This window comes from Parasphingorhabdus sp., from assembly GCF_036963805.1.
In the GTDB taxonomy this organism is placed as follows: domain Bacteria; phylum Pseudomonadota; class Alphaproteobacteria; order Sphingomonadales; family Sphingomonadaceae; genus Parasphingorhabdus.
The window spans coordinates 20301-41511 of the sequence record NZ_JBALUN010000003.1 but is presented as its reverse complement, the minus strand read 5'-3'; the positions used below and the strand labels follow the sequence as shown (position 1 = coordinate 41511).

Below are 21211 nucleotides of genomic sequence, written 5' to 3'. Positions count from 1 at the left end.
CTTTTCAGCCCGGCGCGGCCTATCTTACCCGCATCATACAGGAAGACAGAGGCCCGCAGATGACCAAATATGGAATAGAGAGCGATGCGATCATATTGGGGGCGGGCTTAATCGGGCTGACTCAGGCGTTGGCTTTCGCTGCTCATGGATTACGGGTCGTGGTAATTGACCGCGCTGACCCGGCCGATTTGAAAGACCCAAAGAATGACGGGCGAGTGTCATCGATTAACAGTGCGAGTTGGAGTTTATTTGCGGCTATTGGCCTGTCCGAAAAGCTAGCACCATATGGCTGCGATATTGATCGAATTGTGATTAATGACGGACTAAAGCCAGGAAAGCTCGACTTTACGCCCGATGAAAATGATGGGCCGCTTGGCGTGATGGTTGAAAATGGATTGTTACAACAGACGCTGTTTGAGGCCGCGCAGGCACATGATGGGATTGATATGTACATGCCAAAGCAGGTGCAACAAACCGATAGGGGAGATCATCAAGCTTCTGTATTTTTAGAGAGCGGAGAGCAGTTAACTGCTCCGTTGTTGATCGCTGCTGATGGCCGGGGTAGCGTGATGCGCGATGAAGCCGGCATTGTGATGACGAAATGGCAATATGACCATAGCGCGATTACCTGCACCGTGACGCATGAGCAGCCGCATGGAAATACGGCTTATGAAATTTTCTATCCGTCTGGGCCCTTTGCAGTTTTGCCGATGCGTGATGATGAGCAGGGGCGGCATCGTTCCGCTATTGTCTGGACTGTTGCGCGCAAAGATGGGCCGGTTCTCGCCAAGATTAACGCGCGGGCTTTTCAAGTAGAATTGATGAAGAAAACCGGTGGATTTTTAGGCCAGATGGAGTTGCATTCTGACCGCGCAAACTATCCACTCGGCTTTCATCACAGTGCCAGTCTAACAGCGGAGCGGCTCGCGTTGGTTGGCGATGCAGGTCACGGTATCCACCCGATTGCCGGACAGGGTTTGAACCTTGGCTTGCGTGATGTCGCGGCACTGACCGAGTGTGTCGTGGATGGCGCACGCACAGGTCTGGATCTGGGTGATGCGCAGATATTGGCGCGCTATGACCGTTGGCGCGGGCTTGATAATCTCATGATGTCGGCGGCGACCGACATTTTGACGCGGCTATTTGGACTGCCGGGTGAATCGTCGTCTGCAATCCGCCGGTTTGGCATCAGTCTAGTGCAGCGCATCCCGCCACTAAAGAACCAGTTTATGGCCGAAGCGCGCGGGGAAAGTGGAGATCTGCCCAAATTACTGATGGGCGATCTTGTTTAGGATCGCATGTTTGCGTTTCGGATGTGGCGAGCAGCGAAATTAATCCCCACCCAATTCTTCGGACGCCCTTTTTTGAGAACAAGAAAAGGGCGTCCGAAAGTTGATCATGTTGGTAAGTGGTTAGTACAGGATTTTAGGTTCTGAACTTAAAGGTCCTGTTCACGAATAGGTACAATCTTAAGCTCTACCCGGCGGTTGGCGGAGCGGCCCTCTTCGGTGCTGTTGCTTGCGATTGGCTGACTCTCACCATAGCCACGGGTTTCGATCCGGGCCCGCTGCACACCGCCATTGGCGAGGAAGTTGGCGACCGACGAAGCGCGCCGTTCCGACAATGATTGGTTATAACTATCCGTACCAGTGCTGTCTGTGTGGCCATAAATGTCAATATAGCTTTTTTCATATTGTGACAGGGTATTGGCGACTTCATTCAATGTTTGCTGAAACTGAGGTTGAATGGCCGCGCTATCGACCGGAAAAGTAACGTTAGACGGCATGTTAAGGATCAGATTGTCGCCATCACGTGTCACATCAATCCCGGTTCCGGCTGTTTGTTGGCGGAGCTTCTTCTCTTGCTCATCCATATAATAGCCTACGCCTGCTCCAGCGAGACCGCCAAGGCCGGCACCGATAATTTTTTCTGTGCGATCGCTTTTCCCGCCAATGAGATCACCGAGCAAATAGCCGCCTAATGCGCCGCCAAGGCCGCCAATAGCCGCCTTTGAGATCACACGGTTCCCGGTTTCCGGATTTGTGGTGCAGCCGCTGGCCAATGCCACGGCGCTTAAAGACAGGGCCGCGATGAAAGTTTGATTGGTACGCATTATTATTTTCCCTCAAAAAAATCGTTAGAGCTATAAAGACTATATTCTTTCGTAGCTTGATGGTTCCATCTAGATATATCATAGATGGACCGAGAATTATGAATGGTAACTGACAGCGCATTTGATATTTTGTAAAACATGTGGCTATAAGCATGCTTTGGCGCTCATTCCTTTTCTATTGGACAATATGACAACTTTTCCCTGGTTTGATGTTGCAATCATCGTAGTGCTAATCCTGATAAATGGCGTTTTCGCTATGTCGGAACTGGCGATTGTTTCTGCGCGTAAGGCGCACCTCCATTCTTCAGCAGATCAAGGGAGCAAAGGAGCGCGGGTTGCTTTGCGGCTGGCCAGCGATCCCGGCAGGTTTCTGTCCACAGTCCAAATCGGCATCACATTAATCGGCATTATTGCGGGTGCTTTTTCAGGGGCGAGTCTGGGCGGTCCTGTCGCAGAGCGGCTTGTTGCATTGGGTATGCCGGAAGATTGGTCGGCGACGTTTGGTTTCGCGCTGGTCATAGGGCTTACGACTTATGCGTCGTTGGTAATCGGCGAACTGGTACCGAAACAATTTGCGCTGCGCTCTGCTGAAAAAGTGGCGATCATCATGGCACCGTCAATGGATTTGCTAGCGAGAGTAGCGGCTCCATTGGTTTGGCTGCTCGACGGGACCAGTGCTCTGGTTTTTCGCATATTAGGCCTCAAGCGGGATCAGACCAGCCACGTTACGGCGGATGAACTGCAAATGGTCTTTGCCGAGGCAACTCGTTCCGGTGTGATCGAGGAGCATGAGCGGGCTGTTATTTCTGGCGTTGTGCGTATGGCGGATCGGCCCATCCGCGAAGTGATGACGCCCCGTACCGAAGTCGACTGGCTTGATATCAATGCTACAACCGAAGAAATTCATGCGATGCTTATCGGATCACCGCATAGCCGGCTTCCTGTGGCGGAAGGCTCTGTCGATGAAATCAGGGGGGTCGTTCAGGCCCGTGATATCGCCGCAGTCCAATTTAGCGGAAAGCCGCTTGATTTGCACGAACTTGTGCGGCCGCTGGAGAAAGTCCCGGATCAGTTGGATGCGCTGGATGCGTTGGATATTTTGCGAGAGGCCGATGTCCCGATGATCCTTGTCCATGATGAATATGGACATTTTGAAGGCATTGTGACGCCCAATGACCTGCTCAGTTCTATTGCTGGCGAGTTTGTGTCTGATCGCAATGAAAAAACCAAACGCAGCGTGATCGAGCGTGCGGACGGCAGCCTGCTGGTGTCCGGTGCAATGTCGATAGATGCGCTCGCTGATCGTTTGGGTATCAGATTACCGGACGACCGGGATTATGCCACTGTTGCAGGTCATGCGTTGAGCCAGTTACGCCATTTGCCTGAAGAGGGCGAGAGTTTTGAAGATCAGGATTGGGTTTTTGAAATTGTCGATATGGACGGCCGCAGAATCGACAAGCTTATCGTACGTGCTGCTGATCCTGACCGTGACTGAATAGCCGGTAAATAGAAAAGCATCGGCTTTCCTGACTGCACAGCTATTCTCTAATGACCGTCGATTTAATGATCTTAAGCAATGATATCAGAGCTTACCATATTTCTTTTCGAAGCCAGCAATATCATCTTTGGCGAGATATTTTGCCTGATCAATCCAGGAATCACGGGTAATCCGGCCGCTAAAGCTTTCCAGATACTGGTCGACTTCCTGAATCTCAGCTTCGCGCCATTCCGCAATTTGATCATAGCGTGTGATACCAAGATTATTGAGCAGGGTATTTAATTTGGGGCCTACACCCTTGATCAAACGCAAATTGTCCGGATCACCCGTTGCCGGTGCGATTTTGGGCTTGCCTGTTGGTGGTGGAGCCGGTGTGTCGGCAACAACCGGCCGCTTGCGTGGGCGTGGTGTGGGTTCTGCTATAGGAGCGCTAGCGGCAGCCACCGGTGCTGCTGCGGGAGTTTCCGGTACCAGCTTTGGAGCGGGTTCTGGCTTCGGTGCCGGTGGCGGCGTAGGAGTAGGTGCCGGAACAATCGGTACCGGTTCTGGTGCAACGGCATCACCCGCTTTGTTCAACAAGCCATCATCGGCATTGAAACGCCGCGTAGTGCCTTCACGGCCTGATGCTGCCCATGTCCAGAATGCTGTGACTATGCCAATCACCAATGCGATCAGGAATAGCAGCCAATTTGCAGAAATCAGCGATATCATTATATTAAACCCCTATATTCAAAACTATATGGTCGGCTGAGCGGCATCATTTGCGCTGCAAACCGTTTCCATTCAAAAGCTACAATCAAATCTCGTCACGATCGCGGCCCCAGATGAGCCAGCCAATCCCGAGGCCAATTGCAAAAGTCACGAGAAGGAGCAACAAATTTTCTAATAATAGTGGCATGATTCATTCCCCCTGTTGCGAATTCTCATTATTTGAAGTTTTTGCATCTGCGGTTCGCGCTTTTAATTCTATGCGTCGGTTTTGTGCATCGGCTTCTGCACCACGGCCCTTGGCCAGCGGCCGTTCAGCACCATAGCCGGTGGAAGTGACTAGATTTTCGGCTATTCCGCGCTCAATAAGACCGGCACGTACCCGGTCGGCACGTTCCTGAGACAATATTTTATTTACCTCTGCATTACCGGCGCCGTCGGTGTGGCCACCTACGTCAATTGTTAGACCAGAGCAGGGTTTTAGGGCTGCGGCCACTTCATCGAGCAGTTTGTTCGATGCTGGGGAAACATAGGCGCTGCCAGATCGGAAGCTCAGTTTTTTACCTTCCATGGCTTTGTCGACGCTAGCTTGGCATTTTTTAACAACGGTCTGGGCCGCAGGATCAAGAGCTTTGCCTCCATCGCCAGCTTTTATACTTGTTTCAGTATCGGCGAGCACGCCGTTCCCTACCCAAACGGCGCTGGACACGCCGGATATTTCTGAAACCGCATTCAGTGCTTTTTGTTTCACCTCATCAGAGACATCGCCATCCAATACAGCTTTACGGGACAAGGGAGAGTGCGCGAACGAAACGTTAACGCTGTCCATGCCTTGTGCGGTCAATTCGGTTTTCACCGTATTTTCCAGACCAGAGATATATTTATCACCCGTGCCATAATGTCCGACCAACGCCAAAAGCGCTGTTGCGGCTATGCCGGTTAATATCTTGCCCTCAACTTCCATTACGGAATCCCTCACTTAATTAGCGTCAATTTGGTTTATCCTTTAAAATGAAGGATAAATAGGGATGAGTCCAGTTCGGCTATTTGGTACAACTGTCAAATATCCGATGAGCCGGGCTGTAATTGTCCCTATTTGAGACAATTAACTACCAAAGATGGTTAACAGGTTAACGCTCTTCGGGAATATATTGGGCTTTTCGCGAATCAGAGATCAGCTTTGATTGCGCGCTAAATCATTTAATTTGCGGAATTCCTGTCGCCAAAAATCACCACCATTTCCCGATAATATTTGAATATTGCGGAAATCAAAATCACCGATATATTTGTCGCCGCGCAGTTTTTGACCAAAAGCGGCGACCGCGACAGCAAAGGCCATGTCGCCGCGCGGCGTTGATGCGTTACGCAATTCACTCGCTGCGATCTGCCGCTGGATAAGGCGTGATTTGTCGCTGCCTGGCAATTTATAGCGTAATTTTACCTGCGCCATTTCGCCGTTAAAGTTCGGTTGCCGTTTCACCACGCGATTGGCGGGATAGCGGCGTTCTGGAAGCCAGCCTGATGATTTGGCGGGCATGATTTCATAAAGCGCCGTGACCTGATGGCCCGCACCAATATCACCGGCATCAATTTTATCATTGTCGAAATCCTCCTCGGCAAGCAGGCGGTTTTCATAGCCGATTAGCCGATATTCTTTCACATGTTCCGGGTTAAACTCGATCTGGATTTTGACGTCCTTGGCGATGGTGAAAAGCGTCGAGCTGAGCTCATCCCCCAACACTTTTTGAGCTTCCATCGCACTGTCGATATAGGCGTAATTACCATTACCAACATTGGCGATACCCTCCATTAATTCATCTCGTATATTGCCGGTGCCATAGCCAAGCATCGTTAGGTTGACACCGGATTCCCGCTCTTTCCCAACAATTTTCTTAAGCTCATCCGTGTTGGATGTACCGACATTAAAGTCGCCATCAGTGGCCATGATGATACGATTAATCCCGCCCTTCAGAAAATTCCGACGCGCAGTGGAATATGCTAGCTTGAGCGCATCACCACCAGCCGTAGAACCATTGGCATAAAGGCAATCGACCGCTTCCTTAATGTGATCCTTGTTCGAGGTTGGTGACAGCAGCAGACCGACTGTGCCGGAATAGACGACAATCGATACGCGGTCATCACTGCGCAGTTCATTGGCAAGAGATGTTAGTGTGGATTTGACGAGGGGTAGCTTGTCCTTGCTGCTCATCGATCCGGAGACATCAACTAAAAAGACTAAGTTAGCGCGCGGCCGCTCGTCGCTATTTACGTCGTAACCGCGCAAACCGATGCGGAGCAGACGACTAGCGTCGTTCCACGGCGTGGTGGAAATATCCGTAGTGACGCTGAAGGGCGCTTCCCGGCTCGATGGCTTGGGATAATCATAGCGGAAATAATTGATCATCTCTTCGGTACGGACGGCCGCTTCCGGAGGCATTCTTCCGTCATTGAGAAAACGGCGCACGTTCGAATAGCTGCCGGTATCGACGTCTACGGCGAAGGTGGAGACTGGTTCGTCGGCTACTCTTTTGATGCTAGCAACCTCTTTACCAGCGTATTTTTCGTGATCTTGCGACTGCGGTGGACGAGGAAGCGGATAGGGATAAGGTTGGGGCCGCTGAATTCGGCGATGGTGAACTATAGATCCACTCGCAATGGCTTTGCTTACAGATGATGCCGTTGGCGGAGGCGGCGGTGGTGGGCTCGGGGGTATGGCTTGCTGCATTCCGCCGGGACGAACGCTCCTCGTGCTGGTCACCTGAATACTGCCATTATCCCGCCGCGAAAAGATACTGCAATTGACGGGGTGATGCCCTGGCCGCTGGACGAGGTCAGGCTGGCCCCCCTTGTTTTTGGACTTGCATAGATTGGGCTTCCAAGGGCACAACTCCGGGCACACAGATTAGGCTTATTGCCGCAATTCCGCATAAAGTTTTGGAAAGTTTTGAATAATGCCGCATGATTGTCCGCTCCCGTTATATCCGACCTGGGACAGAAGGTGGTGCAAGCAAGCTGACTGGATTATGAACAATTGATATGTTGTCACATGTTGCGTCGGATCTAAGGCTTACACATTATTGGTCGAATCGGGTATCCGGCGGATTTTGAAGCGCCAACTATAATCGCGATACAGGGACTGAAATTCGACCCTGATCGGAAGCTCCGTTTCCAGTTTTTCTAAATAGGCAGGAAGATCGCGGCGTGGTGCGACGTGAAACTTCGCGAGCCACCCCATTAATAGTCGGCGGAACAAGTTTGGCAATTTTGCGGATTGACCAAAATCCACAATATGGAGTTCGCCATTGTTTCGTAAGAGCCCAATCGACTGTTGGATAACAGCTTGCCAGTCCGGTATCATTGAAAGGCAGAAGGACAGAAAAATTCGGTCAAATTTCTTATCATCGGCGCCTGAATAGATCACGGGATGCTCGGCATCGCCTTCGGATAGGGTGATCCTGTCATTAAGCTGGCTTTCAGCAACCTTGTTGCGCGCGATATTTAACATGGTCGATGAAATGTCGAGGCCGTAAAATTCTGCATGTGGCCATATTTCGGCAGCTTTCAACAAGTTCCGCGCGGTCCCGCATCCTAATTCCAATATATGCGCACTTTGCGGCGGATTGAGGTCCGCGATCAGCTCATCGCGCCCCAGCAGATAATATTTGCGGGTCGCATCATAAATATGTTTCTGGCTACGATAGACGCGGTTCATCAGTGCAGCGTGACGTGCGCTTTTCCGTGATTCCGTAATGTCGTTCATCAGGCTCATTTGAGCCAATAGAGATGGACGCCGCCATATATGGCCGAACGGTCTTTTCGCGTATATTCTAGTGATTCTTGTTCCGCATAATGCCATTGGTCGAGAAGTTCGCCGTTGACCCGCCCCGGCAATAATGTTGGTTTGTCAGCAGTGCGGAATAATACGCGGGCACCCGGCTTGGCCGTGCGGGTAATTTCACCCCATAGGCGGTTGAGCTGCGTGTCTGTCATCCAGTCTTGGGCATCCAAGAGAACATAGCGGTCCAGAGACCCGGCATCCTGACTGGCGAGATAGTCGACAAAATTCTGATGCTTTATCTCGACGCAACCGGCGCGTTCTTTCACCCAGCCAAAGCTATTCTCTTCCAGATAAGGAGGAACTGACCCTGGTTGCGGCCCATTATAGCTACGGCCAAAAGCCTGTTGCGCAAAATAATTGTCTTTGAGATCGAAATCGCAGGCCAGTTTGCGGGTACGCTCATAGAGCACATCGGCCATATGGCGATCCCCGGCCAGCGCACGATATTGTGCGGGCGGAATGCCAAGGCCAAATAGGGACGCAGGGTTAGAACATAGGAATCGCAACATTCTCCCCTGAAAAAGCGGACCGATATGCCGGTCGAATAATGTAATTTGTTCCTCATGGGTTTTGGCCGTCATCAACAGTCTAGGCCGCGCGCCGCCGAGGCGCCCCACCAGATGTACCAGACCGATAAAATTACCCAGCAGCCCTTTGCGATAAAAGCCGGTGGCGAAGCCATTTATTCGTTTTCGCCCCAAACCATCACGATTATCCCAATATTTCCGACTTTCCTCATCCAGCACCGGCCGGATTTTAGTTCGATAAAGTGCGATATTGTCGCGGTGACGCGCATTTCCGAAGAAACGGTAGAAATCATCATGGGAATCCAGATTCTGCGCCGCCACATATTTTAGTCGATTAAGCGCAATATGCGCGCGGTTCAGATCAACGGCGGTGATTTTCGCCGGATTGTCGCGCAAATAGGACAAAACGTTACAGCCACCGCTGGCGATGGTGACAATGTGGGAATCGGGCTGGATCTGTAAGGCCTCCATATCGACAACCGGATCTTCCCAGATTTGCGGATAAACGAGCCCGCGGAACAGCAAAGAGAAAAACCGTTCCAGTACACCGGTTCGGCTGGCCCGCCGGTTCTGAAGAATCGCATCGTTTAAAATAGTGGATTGTTTTACCTGACCGACCAGCTCGTTCATGAGGCCTCCGAGAATATGTTTATGATCTTTTGCAGTTACGCCCCGGAGTTGACGTTGGTATTACGGTCAGATGACAGGATTAAGACGCAGCTTATCGGCGGAATAATCCCCAATGACCATTTGCAGGGAAGCACGCTTGTATTATAGTGTCCGCAACTAGGATTTATCTTATGAAAGCGGTGATTGCAGGGGGGGGTATTGGCGGATTAAATGCCGCGCTATGTTTCCATAAATTGGGCTGGGATGTCGAGATATGCGAACAAGCAGCAGAATTAGGGGAAGTCGGCGCCGGCATTCAAATTAGTCCAAACGGCATGAAGGTGATGCGCGCGCTCGGCATCGATGGGCAAATTGAAGCCGCTGGTTTTCGTCCAAGAGCTACCCAGTTTCGGATGGGCCAGTCCGGTCAGCCTATTTTTACCGCTTCGACAGCGGAATATGAAGCGACATTCGGTGCACCCTATTTGCATATTCACCGGGCTGATTTGTTAGATATATTGAAAGAGGCTCTGGCTGACCGGATATCCGGCGGGATCAGAACCGGTGTGACAGTCACTGGCTATGGACAAAATAAAGACGAGGCATGGGCGTTTTTGGCGGATGGATCGAAAGTGGCAGGCGATGTCCTTGTGGGGGCGGATGGCATCCGGTCGGTCATTCGGTCGCAAATGATCGGTGCCGAGGCACCTGTTTTTACCGGAAATGTGGCTTGGCGTGCCGTCGTTCCCGTTGAAAAACTAGGCCGGAATGCTCCGCTCCCTGTTTCTAGTGCATGGTTTGGCGAGGGCAAGCATGCGGTCACTTATTTGTTACGCGGCGGAAAGCTAGCCAATTTTGTCGGGGTGGTCGAGCGGGATGACTGGAAGAATGAAAGCTGGACCGAACAAGGCAGCCGTGCCGATGCGCTGGCCGATTTTGCCGGTTGGCATCCGACTATCACGACTCTGTTGGAACAGGCCGATAGCTTTTACCGCTGGGCTTTATTTGACCGCGCACCCCTGAACCAGTGGGTTGATGGCCGGGTTACCCTATTGGGAGATGCCTGCCACCCAATGCTGCCCTTCATGGCGCAAGGGGCGGTTCAGGCAATTGAAGATGGCTATGTTCTGGCCCGCTGTCTGGCGAAAAAGGAAGGCATTGATGCTGCGCTGAGCGCCTATTTTGAGGCCCGGCACGACCGCACCGCCAAAGTGCAAGCCGCTGCCCGGACGAATATGGAGATGTTTCATCAGCGCACGGCGAGGGGAAAGCTAACCACCTATGGTCCGATGTGGCTCGCGAACAAGATTAAGCCCGACCTGGCAAACCAGAAACTGGCGTGGCTCTATGGCCATGACGTGACAGCCTAAATTTAGGCTGACGCTTCGCGGGCAACCTCTCTCCAGCCGATATCACGGCGGCAAAATCCGCTTTTAAAATCAATCTGATCTACCGCAGCATAGGCTTTAGCCTGAGCTTCGGTGGCATTGTCGCCCATTGCAGTGACGGTTAGCACGCGGCCGCCACTGGCTACTAGATTGCCATCTACTTCTGCGGTTCCCGCGTGGAAGATTTTCGCACCTTCCTGTTCGGCGCTCGTGATATTGCGGATTTCTCCGCCTTTCTCAGGGTCGGCTGGATAGCCTTTGGCTGCCATTACGACGGTTAACGCCGTTTGTGATTCAAAAGTCGGGGTGCTTGCTTGGTCGAGCTCACACTTGGCGGTCGCGAGCATGATTGCGGCTAGATCGGATTTGAGCCGCATCATCAGCACCTGACATTCGGGATCACCAAAACGGGCATTATATTCGATGAGCTGCGGACCTGTGTCGGTTAGCATCAGGCCGGCAAATAGAACGCCGCTATAAGGCGTGCCTTCCGCAGCTAGTGTGTCGACCGTGGGTTGGATGATTTCGTCCATCACCTGTTTTTGCAAAGCGGGCGTGAGGACAGGGGCCGGGCTATAAGCGCCCATGCCGCCGGTATTTGGGCCAACATCACCTTCTCCAACGCGTTTATGATCTTGCGCCGTGCCAAAGGGAATGACGTTTTTCCCGTCGGTAATAGCAAAGAAACTCGCTTCCTCTCCGGTTAGAAATTCTTCGATCACCACTTCTGCACCGGCATCGCCGAATCCGCCATCGAACATCATTGTGATTGCTTCTTGTGCCTGCTCGCCGGTTTCTGCGATGATGACGCCTTTACCGGCGGCCAGTCCGTCGGCTTTAATCACGACGGGAATCGAGAAATTTTCGAGTGCGGTCAGTGCATCCGGCAGGTTAGTGGTGCGAACATAGCCCGCAGTTGGAATATTGGCGCGGGTGCAAAGATCTTTGGTAAAACCTTTCGAACCTTCCAATCGAGCAGGGGCTTTGTCCGGTCCGAATACCCATATGTCTGCGGTTCGCAGGCTTTCGGCCAGTCCATCGACCAGCGGAGCTTCCGGTCCGATAATGACCAGATCTATCTCATGGAGGCCGCAAAATAATATCACCGCGGCATGATTCAGAACATCCAGTTTCACGCATTCTGCATGATCGGCGATACCGGGATTTCCGGGGCTGGCGAAAAATTTCTCCACCGACGGGGATTGCGCCAGCTTCCATGCCAAGGCATGTTCACGGCCACCGGACCCGAGCAACAGGATATTCATGGACGATTCCCTCTCTTTAGACGAAAAATTATTGGGTGGGGGGCTGTTAGCGGAGAGCGGCGCTGGCGACAATGCTGCTCCTTTATCTGTGTCAGAAATTTCTGGATCATTGAAGCGGGTGGTCGAGGACCGTTTTGGCTATGTACGCATTCGGGGCGAGATTTCGGGTTATAAACGTGCGGCTTCAGGGCATGTCTATTTGGCGCTTAAAGATGACAAAGCCTTGCTTGATGGCGTGATGTGGAAGGGCAATGCTGGACGGTTGCCATTTCAACCAGAGGACGGGATTGAAGTTGTCGTCTCTGGCAAACTCACCACTTATCCTGGGCGGTCCAAATATCAGGTTGTGATCGAAAAGATGGAATTGGCGGGCGAAGGCGCGCTGATGCAATTGTTCGAAAAGCTGAAGGCGAAGCTGCAGGGCGAGGGACTCTTTGATCAAGACCGCAAACGCCCTATTCCGTTTTTGCCAAAAACCATTGGCGTGGTGACGTCACCGACCGGATCAGTCATCCGCGACATATTACACCGGCTGGCCGACCGTTGCCCCAGTCATGTGATTGTGTGGCCGGTATTGGTACAAGGTGAAGGGGCGGCGAAGCAGATTGCAGCGGCCATTAACGGTTTTTCGAATATGGAAGATGGCGGCGCATTGGTGCGGCCTGATCTAGTCATCGTTGCGCGTGGTGGTGGTTCTATCGAAGATTTGTGGAGCTTTAACGAGGAAGAAGTAGTGCGCGCTGTCGCGAATTGTTCGATTCCCGTAATTTCCGCAGTTGGCCACGAAACAGATACGACGCTTTGCGATTTTGCCGCTGATTTGCGTGCGCCCACTCCAACCGCTGCAGCGGAAATGGCGGTTCCGGTACGTGCCGAATGGCTAGCATCGCTGAGCGAAACCAAGGCGCGGATGGCGCGTTCGGTGCAGCGCGGATTTGCAACAGCGCAAGAGCGGTTGGAAGCACAGCGCCGCCTGATGCCCGCTCTCACGGATTTACTGCGCCCGCATCAACAGCGGGTGGATGAACTGTCGGATGGAATGAAATATGCGATGGGCCAAAATGTTGCTCAGGCGCGCAGCCGTTTTTCGGCGTCGGAAGGGGCGTTAAGGCCCGCTATGCTGCGGCAACGGCTGGATGCAGCCCAGGGTCGTCTGGACCGGTTGGATTTGCCGGTAACATTGGTGAAACGTCCGTTGGAAGATGCACGGCAGCGGCTCGATAGTCTCTGGCGGCTGGCGCAACAAGTGTCACCAGATGGCCCGCTGAAGCGCGGTTATGCGAGGGTTTCTGCGTTGGATCATAGTTTCATAGGTAGCCGTGAAGCGGCGATAGCTGCTGGCGCCGTGAACCTACATTTTTATGATGGTAAGGTCGCTGCGCAGATCACTGATGAACCGGTTGCAAGCCCCAAGGTGACCCCCAAAACAACCATGCCCACAGCGAAGTCATCGGCCACCGGTATCAAAAAACCGCCGGATGACAGGCAACAGGATTTGTTCTAGCTATTTTATTTGTTATGAAAGTCGTAAATAATTACCTGTAAATCGCTGGTAAATGCTACGGAGAGTAAGGTTTACTTATGTTAATGTCTAATCGCAACAAAGTGGCAAAGCTCCACTATATGCCCAATGGTTTTCGGCCGATTTCGTCCGGCGACCATGTCTTATGCTCGGTTTCAGGCGAACAGATACCGTTGGATGAGCTTCGCTATTGGAGCGTGGAGAAACAGGAACCTTATGCCACGGCACAGATTTCCGCTCAGGCTCATTTACCAGCAGGGGAATGATCATGCGGAGGAAAAATAGCATTATTCTGGGTTCACTGGCTTTGGCTGCGGTTGTTGCGGTGTCTTTGCCTTTGTCGTCGACATTGGCGGAATCGTTAGATGTGGAAGAATCTGCTTTTCGCAAAGCCGTAAAATTTGGTTTTACCGGACAAGAAATTCAGGGCGGTGTGATGCTCGGTGATGCGCCGGCCGGTACGCGCAGTCTGTCTTTTGACGGCCAGCCGGTTCCGGTGGATGAGGACGGTAAGTTTATTATCGCTTTCAACCGCGACGCCGAGCAATCCGCGCAAATGATTGCGACGCTGGAAAATGGACAGACGATCAAGAAATTTTTCAACATCGCCCCTCGCGAGTGGAAAATTGAGCATATCAACATAGCCAAGCGCAGCGGCGGCCCCAGTGCAGCCTTTATGGAACTGCGGCGGCCAGAGTTGGAACAGATTAACGCCGCGCGTCAGATTAAAAGCGAAAGCAAAGGCTGGCGTCAGACTTTTATATGGCCAGCCAAAGGCCGTATCTCCGGCATGTTCGGATCACAGCGTGTCTATAAAGGGGAACCGGGTAGCTATCATAGCGGTGTAGATATTGCAGGCAGCACCGGCGCCTATTTTGTCGCACCTGCAGATGGTGTCGTAACGCTGGCAGCAGATAAACCCTTCTCGCTGGAAGGCAATTTGCTGATGATCGATCATGGCATGGGGCTGAACAGTGCGTTTCTCCACGCGTCCGAGATTCTAGTCACGGAAGGCCAAAAAGTGAAACGCGGGGAACCTATTGGCCGTATCGGCGCAACCGGCCGTGCGACCGGCCCGCATCTGCACTGGTCCATGAAATGGAATGACGCTCGAATCGATCCGTTCTTGCTGACGGGGCCAATGCAGTAGGTCAGATGTGGTAGGAGCGATTTTCTAATGACTTACTTTATTTGTTTGACCCGGATCGCTCGTTGGCCATTAATATTAGCCATATAGCTTCCAATAGCGCCCGTCTTTATGGTTACGGGATCTCCGGGACGTGGATCTCTAATTAATCGCACACTGTCTGTTTGTTGCCAAGTGCCACCTTCGGCAAGTGTGATAACCCATTTGCCAAATCCAAACTTGCTCGCTGAGATTACGGTTGTTTCCAGCCGTTCGATACGTTCCTCTTTAATTTGTCCTTTATCGGCTAGTATAATCTCTTTGTTATCGTTCGCCACGGCCAAAGTTTCTACTTTCTCATCAAAACAGGCAAGACGTGTCATCGACTCAATGACTTCCCTACAATCTAGAACCGCCTGAAAAATTGCGAGAGGTGCTGTCATTTCATCATTGTCTTTGGCAAGCAGGACCGACGGCGCGAGAGTAAATATGGCGGTGCAGCCATAAAGTACTGTAGGGGCGATAGTATTCTTCATGTCGTTGGCCTTCCTATTCTGATATCCGTTTCGACGATGATCTGCGCCACTAAAGCAGATGGGGTAAACACTAGCATAAAAACTCACAACCAATATTCGTCGAAATACTCCGTAGCGCTTATGTTACAAAACTGTGGCAAAATAGTTACATTCGCTACAAAATCTGCGCGTGAACCTGAACGGGTCCTTTACAGAACCGCCATCCATGCTGCATCTGAGTTGCAACTCGGTGGAAGTATCAATGCGTTTGGGGCGTATTGATTTCCGCCGATCAACAATCGGAATAAGCCATGGTGGCTTATTTCTCCAGAATAAGGGACTGGAATATAATGAGAAAATTTACGAAGCTGAAAGCGTCTGTGGCACCCATGGTGCTTGGACTCGCAATGGTTTCCACGCCTGCCTTCGCGCAGGATGCAGAAACCGCTGACAAAGAACCGGGCGACATGATTGTTGTTACTGGCTCGCGTATCGTGGGCGCAGCAGCAATTTCAACTGCGCCGGTTCAAGTCCTTTCTAGCGAAGCTATTGAGTCTTCGGGCGTTACGAATATTCAAGAAGAATTATTGAAAAATCCGGTATTTGGTACACCAACTTTCTCTCGCACGAACACCTCGTTCAGCGTTTCTGGTTCAGGCCTTTCTACCGTAGATTTGCGTAACCTTGGTGTTGATCGTACTCTGGTACTTGTAAATGGCCGTCGCTTTGTATCGGGTATTCCAGGTTCAGGCGCAGTTGACCTTAACGCTATTCCTACGAGCTTTATCGAGCGGGTCGAAGTTTTGACCAGCGGTAGCGCCTCGGCTGTTTATGGTTCAGACGCCGTTGCCGGTGTTGTAAACTTCATTTACAAGAAAGACTTTCAAGGCGTCCAGCTTGACGGCCAAGTAGGTATTACCGAAGAAGGTGATAGCTTCGAATATTCAACTGGTGTTACTTTGGGTGGAAATTTTGCGGATGACCGTGGTAACGTAGTCGCTTATTTTGGTTATACAAACGAAGGTAAGGCTTTTAAATCAGGTCACAAAACAGAATCCGGTCGTTCGGGAACTGATAGCATCAGCTTGGGCCTCTTAAACGGCAATGATGCTGACCTGTTTACGCGTGCCGGACCGTTCTACTCGTCTTATTCACCACAAGGCCGCTATTTTACCGATAATTCTGAGTTTACTTACGCAAACAACGGAACGGGAGCGTTGCGCCCATGCTTTTCAACTAACGGCGGTACGGCTCCTGCTAGTTGTGGTGCATTTGCTGGACAGCAGATCGGACCAGATGGTTTCAACCGTGATGCTTTCCGTTATTTGGCTATTCCTACCGAACGTTTTCTCTTTGCAACGCGCGCAAATTACGAAGTATCAGATTCCATCAATCTGTTTATGGAGGGCACCTTTTCAAGCACGCGTGCTACATCAAATATTGAGCCTTTCGCTTTCGCGACCGACGATGCCTATGATGATGGCCAAATGCCCATCGAAACACTTGTTGGTGGCGTAGCGACACGCAACCCGTTTGTGCCAGATGCTATTTATAATGATTCATCTGATACAAATGGCGATGGATTACGCGATATTTTTGTTACGAAGCGTTTGCTGGACTTTGGTCCGCGAGCTTCCACTGCAAAACGCGAAACATTCCGTATCGTTGTTGGCGCAGAAGGAGAATTTACCGAAGGCTGGAATTATGAAGTTTTTGCCAATTATGGTCAAACCGACTCTGCACAAAATGGTACGGGTCAAATTAACGTCCAGAATTTTCGTAATTCTATGCAAGTCGAACCAGATGGCAGCGGCGGTTTTCAATGTGCCGACGTAAATGCGCGCAATGAAGGATGTGTTCCATCAAACTTCTTTGGTTTGGGATCACTCTCACCTGAATCAGTGGCTTATTTGCAAGCACCAGCTTCATTTAATTCAACCATTAAGCAAACCCAGATTGGTGCAAATGTTGGGGGAGAGCTTTTTTCTCTGACAGCAAATGCTAACCCGATTGCGGTTACTGTTGGTGGTGAATATCGCCGGGAATCTTCTGTCGAGATTCCTGACGCCCTTACGCAACTTGGTTTAAATGCCGGTAATGCTATTCCACAAACTTCAGGTCAATTCGATGTTTATGAGTTCTACGGAGAAGTATTGGTACCGCTCATCGCCGATACACCATTTTTCCATGACCTTTCGGTTCGTGGTGCCGCGCGCTACTCTAAATACTCCACTATCGGTTCAACTTATAGCTACAACTTTGGTGGTGAATGGGCTCCTGTAGAAGATATTCGCTTCCGTGCAATGTATGCTCAGACGGTACGTGCGCCAAATATCGGTGAACTATTCTCCGGTGTAAGCCAAACGTTCCCGACTGTTCAGGATCCATGCGAAGGCATTATGGCGACTGGCGGTGGCGCACTGGGTGATAATTGCCGCGCTGCTGTGGGCGTGAATGCTAATATTGCCGCTAATGGTGGAGTGTTCACCGTTAACCAGTCCGACCGCCAAGGCGTGACGGGTTTTGACGGAGGCAATCTTTTTTTGCAGGAAGAAAAGGGTAAAACATTTACAGCCGGTGTTGTAATTAATCCTCGTTCGATTGATGCGCTACGGAACCTAACACTCAGCGTTGATTATTTTGACGTAAAAATCGATGATGCTATCGTGAGTACTCCGCGCCAGTTCATTCTGGATCAGTGCTATGGTGGCAGTGTGCAATCATTTTGTGACGCATTTATCGTTCGCCGCCCTGCTGTTTCCGGCCCAAATAGTGCCGGTTCTTTGGATGAAGTGAATAGTGGTTCATCAAATAGTGGTGGCTATCGTACACGCGGTATCGATGTGGTGTTCAACTATGTTCAAGATTTCAATCTTTTTAGCGCGCCCGTATCGGCAAGCTTGAACGTAGCTTATACGCACCTCATATCCGGTTACTTGGTTCCTCTTCCTGGAGCAGAGAAAGATCCATTCGCTGGTGAAGTCGGTGCTTCAAAAGATCGCTTTACCTCACGCTTGGTATTTGCCACGGACGATGTTCGCTGGTCATTCACCGGTACATATATCGGTGAAGCTTATCTTGATAATGCATTTACGGGCGTACTTGCGGGCGAAAACCCTGATTATCGTTTACACCCAGAGTTTTATCTCGATACGCAAATCCGTTTTATGGTTGCCGATCAAGCCGAGTTCTTTGTAGGCGTTGATAATGTCTTGAATAACAGCCCGATCTATACGGCAAGCATCCCTGGAGCTTCTGTTACGGGAATGGACGCGGATACGGGAACTTATGATGCTTTGGGGCGTCGTTTTTACTCCGGTGTTAAATTAAAGTTCTAAGATTTTAGTTTTTGAATTTTGAAGAAAAGGCGGGCTAAATAGCCCGCCTTTTTATGTCTAAGTGAAAGTTCAGATCAACTTCGGGAACCCAATAAGTTTATCCGCTCTGTGCTTCCATTTTCAACGCGCCATCACCTTCATCAATCTGAACCGTGCTGTTGTCTGGTACATTACCGCGCAGGATCATGTCCGCCAGTGGGTCTTGCAGATATTTCTGGATTGCCCGTTTCAGCGGCCTTGCGCCATAGACGGGATCGTAACCGACCCGGCCCAACCAACGTTTGGCGGCATCACTAAGTTCGAGGACAATCTTGCGATCCTTCAGCAGTTTTTGGACCCGGCCAACCTGAATTTCGACTATCGGTGCCATATGTTCTTCGCCCAATCTATGGAACAGAATGATTTCGTCTAACCGGTTCAGAAATTCCGGACGGAAATGGGCGCGAACAACTTCCATTACCTGCGGTTCAACATCCTGTACGGTCTGGTCGTCCGTCATGTTGGCCATATATTGGCTACCGAGATTGGACGTCAGGATGATGAGCGTGTTGGAAAAATCAACCACGCGGCCCTGACCGTCGGTCAGTCGGCCGTCATCAAGAACTTGCAGCAAGACGTTGAACACGTCGCCATGCGCCTTTTCGACTTCGTCAAACAGGATCACCTGATAAGGCCGCCGCCGTACCGCCTCCGTCAGCACGCCGCCTTCCTCATAGCCGACATAGCCCGGAGGTGCGCCGATTAAGCGGGAGACACTATGCTTTTCCATAAATTCGGACATGTCGATGCGGACCATGGCCTGATCATCATCGAACAGGAAGCCTGCGAGCGCTTTTGTCAATTCGGTCTTGCCGACGCCGGTAGGGCCGAGGAAGAGAAAGCTGCCCAGTGGACGATTGGGATCTTGCAAACCTGCTCGAGACCGCCGGACGGCAGCGGACACGGCTTTTATCGCGTCTGTCTGTCCAATGACGCGTTTGCCAATCAGCTCTTCCATGGCGAGCAGTTTTTCGCGCTCGCCCTCGAGCATCCTGTCGACCGGGATGCCGGTCCATTTGGAGACCACTGCTGCAATATCTTCGGGAGTGACTTCTTCGCGCAGCATCGCGCCCTCGGTTGCCCCAACGGCTTGTTCGAGCGCCTTTTCCAGATTGGGTATTGTGCCGTAGCTCAACTCCCCTGCCTTGGCGAGGTCGCCGGCACGTTCGGCCTGCTCCAGTTCAAGACGGGCATGGTCTAGCTGTTCCTTGAGTTGGGCCTCGGCGTGAATTTTATCCTTCTCGCCTTGCCAGCGGGTGGTTAGCTCGGAGGAATGTTGTTCGAGCTCCGCGAGTTCTTTTTCCAATGTTTCGAGACGGCTTTTTGAAGCATCATCGGTTTCCCTAGATAAGGCTTCGCGTTCGATCTTGAGCTGGATAATCCGGCGATCGAGTGTTTCGATTTCCTCCGGCTTTGACTCTACTTCCATGCGAATACGCGATGCCGCTTCGTCCATCAGGTCGATAGCTTTATCGGGCAGAAAGCGATCGGAAATATAACGATGGGATAGCGTTGCTGCGCTCACCAAAGCACCGTCGGTAATCCGCACACCATGATGCAGTTCATATTTCTCTTTCAGGCCGCGCAGGATTGAAATCGTGTCCTCCACGGTCGGCTCGCCAATAACGACAGGTTGAAAACGCCGCTGCAGCGCTGGGTCTTTTTCAACATATTTTTGATATTCATCCAATGTCGTGGCACCGATGCAATGCAGCTCCCCACGGGCCAAAGCCGGTTTCAGGAGGTTGCTGGCATCCATTGAACCTTCGGATGCACCAGCGCCGATAAGAGTGTGCATTTCATCGATGAACAGGATGATTTCACCTTCCGCTCCGCGCACCTCATCGAGTACAGCTTTGAGGCGTTCCTCGAACTCACCGCGATATTTCGCACCGGCGATCAGTGAGCCCATATCAAGCGCCATCAATCTGCGGTCTTTCAAGCTGTCCGGTACATCACCATTGGCTATCCGCAGTGCCAAACCTTCGGCAATTGCGGTTTTACCGACGCCGGGTTCACCGATCAGAACGGGGTTATTCTTGGTACGTCTAGCCAAAATCTGAATGGTACGGCGGATTTCCTCATCCCGGCCGATGACCGGATCCATCTTGCCTTCACGCGCCGCTTCGGTGAGGTCGCGGGCGTATTTTTTCATCGCTTCATAGCTATCTTCAGCCGACGCCGTATTTGCAGAACGTCCGCCGCGCAGATCGTTGATCGCGCTGTTCAGAGCATCCGGCGTGACGCCTGCATCGGTAAGTGCTTTTCCTGCCGCTGTATCCTTGGACAAAGTGAGGGCAAGTAGCAGGCGTTCCACCGTAACGTAGTTATCACCTGCCTTTTCGGCAATTTGTTCTGCCTGATCAAGTACCCGCACGGTGTCGTTATTCAACCCCGGTTTCTGCTGCGCACCGCTACCTGATACCGCCGGAATTTTATCCAGCGCTGTATCAACTTCAGCATGCGCTTGCTTGGCATTGCCGCCGGCCTTTGCGATCAGACCGGATGCCATGCCTTGATCATCTTCAAGTAGCGCCTTGAGCAGATGCGCAGCCGTAATTTGCTGATGGTTCATCCGGATGGCCACGGTCTGTGCTGATTGCAAAAATCCTTTGGCGCGATCTGTAAATTTTTCGAGGTTCATATGCTCGTCCTGTCATGCAATTATTACGTCTAATCGATATGGTGTTGTATTTATGTAACACAACCATGAATCGTGACTTTT

At 51.4% G+C, this 21211-nt stretch carries 16 protein-coding genes; 7 read left to right on the top strand and 9 right to left on the bottom strand.

The window, feature by feature from the left end; genetic code table 11:
• Positions 1 to 59 precede the first annotated feature (59 nt).
• Entirely contained in the window at positions 60 to 1292 is a 1233-nt protein-coding gene (locus V7676_RS10135; protein WP_335659595.1) for a UbiH/UbiF/VisC/COQ6 family ubiquinone biosynthesis hydroxylase, read from the top strand.
• A 146-nt stretch (positions 1293 to 1438) separates the two neighbouring features.
• Here the strand turns inward: V7676_RS10135 and V7676_RS10130 are convergent, their stop codons facing one another.
• Positions 1439 to 2113 carry an OmpA family protein gene (locus V7676_RS10130; RefSeq protein ID WP_335659594.1) on the bottom strand — a complete coding sequence of 225 codons (675 nt, stop codon included), beginning with the start codon at positions 2111 to 2113 and terminating at the stop codon, positions 1439 to 1441.
• A 187-nt stretch (positions 2114 to 2300) separates the two neighbouring features.
• Here V7676_RS10130 and V7676_RS10125 point away from each other — a divergent pair, with 187 nt between their 5' ends.
• Positions 2301 to 3608, top strand: coding sequence for a hemolysin family protein (locus tag V7676_RS10125; RefSeq protein WP_335659593.1), 1308 nt, complete (start codon positions 2301 to 2303; stop codon positions 3606 to 3608).
• Between the two features lie 87 nt (positions 3609 to 3695).
• Here V7676_RS10125 and V7676_RS10120 read toward each other — a convergent pair whose 3' ends face one another.
• The 5 genes from V7676_RS10120 to V7676_RS10100 all read right to left on the bottom strand — a co-directional run bounded on the left by V7676_RS10120 (position 3696) and on the right by V7676_RS10100 (position 9314).
• On the bottom strand, positions 3696 to 4322 hold the full coding sequence (locus tag V7676_RS10120) for a hypothetical protein (protein WP_335659592.1): 627 nt from the start codon (positions 4320 to 4322) through the stop codon (positions 3696 to 3698).
• Positions 4323 to 4512: 190 nt separating this feature from the next.
• On the bottom strand, positions 4513 to 5298 hold the full coding sequence (locus V7676_RS10115; protein WP_335659591.1) for an OmpA family protein: 786 nt from the start codon (positions 5296 to 5298) through the stop codon (positions 4513 to 4515).
• 195 nt (positions 5299 to 5493) lie between these two features.
• Complete coding sequence (locus tag V7676_RS10110) at positions 5494 to 7077, bottom strand: vWA domain-containing protein (protein ID WP_335659590.1); 1584 nt, start codon at positions 7075 to 7077, stop codon at positions 5494 to 5496.
• A gap of 309 nt (positions 7078 to 7386) precedes the next feature.
• Positions 7387 to 8079, bottom strand: a complete 693-nt coding sequence (locus tag V7676_RS10105) for a class I SAM-dependent methyltransferase (RefSeq protein WP_335659589.1) — start codon at positions 8077 to 8079, stop codon at positions 7387 to 7389.
• 5 nt (positions 8080 to 8084) lie between these two features.
• Positions 8085 to 9314, bottom strand: coding sequence for a DUF3419 family protein (locus V7676_RS10100; protein ID WP_335659588.1), 1230 nt, complete (start codon positions 9312 to 9314; stop codon positions 8085 to 8087).
• Positions 9315 to 9484: 170 nt separating this feature from the next.
• On the opposite strand from V7676_RS10100, the gene V7676_RS10095 reads away from it, so the two are divergent.
• Positions 9485 to 10663 carry an FAD-dependent monooxygenase gene (locus V7676_RS10095; RefSeq protein ID WP_335659587.1) on the top strand — a complete coding sequence of 393 codons (1179 nt, stop codon included), beginning with the start codon at positions 9485 to 9487 and terminating at the stop codon, positions 10661 to 10663.
• Positions 10664 to 10665: 2 nt separating this feature from the next.
• On the opposite strand, the gene purD is transcribed toward V7676_RS10095, so the two are convergent.
• Positions 10666 to 11946, bottom strand: a complete 1281-nt coding sequence (gene purD / locus V7676_RS10090; protein ID WP_335659586.1) for a phosphoribosylamine--glycine ligase — start codon at positions 11944 to 11946, stop codon at positions 10666 to 10668.
• On the opposite strand from purD, the gene xseA reads away from it, so the two are divergent.
• The 3 genes from xseA to V7676_RS10075 all read left to right on the top strand — a co-directional run bounded on the left by xseA (position 11945) and on the right by V7676_RS10075 (position 14618).
• Positions 11945 to 13450, top strand: coding sequence for an exodeoxyribonuclease VII large subunit (gene xseA, locus V7676_RS10085; protein WP_335659585.1), 1506 nt, complete (start codon positions 11945 to 11947; stop codon positions 13448 to 13450). The genes purD and xseA overlap by 2 nt on opposite strands.
• Positions 13451 to 13527: 77 nt before the next feature.
• Positions 13528 to 13734: a DUF2093 domain-containing protein gene (locus V7676_RS10080; protein ID WP_335659584.1), complete on the top strand. Its 207-nt coding sequence runs from the start codon at positions 13528 to 13530 to the stop codon at positions 13732 to 13734.
• Between the two features lie 2 nt (positions 13735 to 13736).
• Positions 13737 to 14618, top strand: coding sequence for a M23 family metallopeptidase (locus V7676_RS10075; RefSeq protein WP_335659583.1), 882 nt, complete (start codon positions 13737 to 13739; stop codon positions 14616 to 14618).
• Positions 14619 to 14650: 32 nt separating this feature from the next.
• On the opposite strand, the gene V7676_RS10070 is transcribed toward V7676_RS10075, so the two are convergent.
• Entirely contained in the window at positions 14651 to 15130 is a 480-nt protein-coding gene (locus V7676_RS10070; protein ID WP_335659582.1) for a hypothetical protein, read from the bottom strand.
• A gap of 329 nt (positions 15131 to 15459) precedes the next feature.
• Between V7676_RS10070 and V7676_RS10065 the strand changes: the two genes are divergently transcribed.
• Positions 15460 to 18447 carry a TonB-dependent receptor domain-containing protein gene (locus V7676_RS10065; RefSeq protein WP_335659581.1) on the top strand — a complete coding sequence of 996 codons (2988 nt, stop codon included), beginning with the start codon at positions 15460 to 15462 and terminating at the stop codon, positions 18445 to 18447.
• Between the two features lie 97 nt (positions 18448 to 18544).
• On the opposite strand, the gene clpB is transcribed toward V7676_RS10065, so the two are convergent.
• A complete protein-coding gene (clpB, locus tag V7676_RS10060; RefSeq protein WP_335659580.1) occupies positions 18545 to 21130 on the bottom strand; it encodes an ATP-dependent chaperone ClpB in 2586 nt (861 codons plus the stop codon).
• Positions 21131 to 21211: the final 81 nt, after the last annotated feature.

What these genes read in the sequence shown, in the direction of transcription:
- V7676_RS10135 (WP_335659595.1), top strand. Translation starts at nt 60, where the DNA reads ATGACCAAATATGGAATAGAGAGCGATGCGATCATATTGGGGGCGGGC.
- V7676_RS10130 (WP_335659594.1), bottom strand. Translation starts at nt 2,113, where the DNA reads ATGCGTACCAATCAAACTTTCATCGCGGCCCTGTCTTTAAGCGCCGTG.
- V7676_RS10125 (WP_335659593.1), top strand. Translation starts at nt 2,301, where the DNA reads ATGACAACTTTTCCCTGGTTTGATGTTGCAATCATCGTAGTGCTAATC.
- V7676_RS10120 (WP_335659592.1), bottom strand. Translation starts at nt 4,322, where the DNA reads ATGATATCGCTGATTTCTGCAAATTGGCTGCTATTCCTGATCGCATTG.
- V7676_RS10105 (WP_335659589.1), bottom strand. Translation starts at nt 8,079, where the DNA reads ATGAACGACATTACGGAATCACGGAAAAGCGCACGTCACGCTGCACTG.
- V7676_RS10100 (WP_335659588.1), bottom strand. Translation starts at nt 9,314, where the DNA reads ATGAACGAGCTGGTCGGTCAGGTAAAACAATCCACTATTTTAAACGAT.
- V7676_RS10095 (WP_335659587.1), top strand. Translation starts at nt 9,485, where the DNA reads ATGAAAGCGGTGATTGCAGGGGGGGGTATTGGCGGATTAAATGCCGCG.
- xseA (WP_335659585.1), top strand. Translation starts at nt 11,945, where the DNA reads ATGGACGATTCCCTCTCTTTAGACGAAAAATTATTGGGTGGGGGGCTG.
- purD (WP_335659586.1), bottom strand. Translation starts at nt 11,946, where the DNA reads ATGAATATCCTGTTGCTCGGGTCCGGTGGCCGTGAACATGCCTTGGCA.
- V7676_RS10080 (WP_335659584.1), top strand. Translation starts at nt 13,528, where the DNA reads ATGTTAATGTCTAATCGCAACAAAGTGGCAAAGCTCCACTATATGCCC.
- V7676_RS10075 (WP_335659583.1), top strand. Translation starts at nt 13,737, where the DNA reads ATGCGGAGGAAAAATAGCATTATTCTGGGTTCACTGGCTTTGGCTGCG.
- V7676_RS10070 (WP_335659582.1), bottom strand. Translation starts at nt 15,130, where the DNA reads ATGAAGAATACTATCGCCCCTACAGTACTTTATGGCTGCACCGCCATA.
- V7676_RS10065 (WP_335659581.1), top strand. Translation starts at nt 15,460, where the DNA reads ATGAGAAAATTTACGAAGCTGAAAGCGTCTGTGGCACCCATGGTGCTT.
- clpB (WP_335659580.1), bottom strand. Translation starts at nt 21,130, where the DNA reads ATGAACCTCGAAAAATTTACAGATCGCGCCAAAGGATTTTTGCAATCA.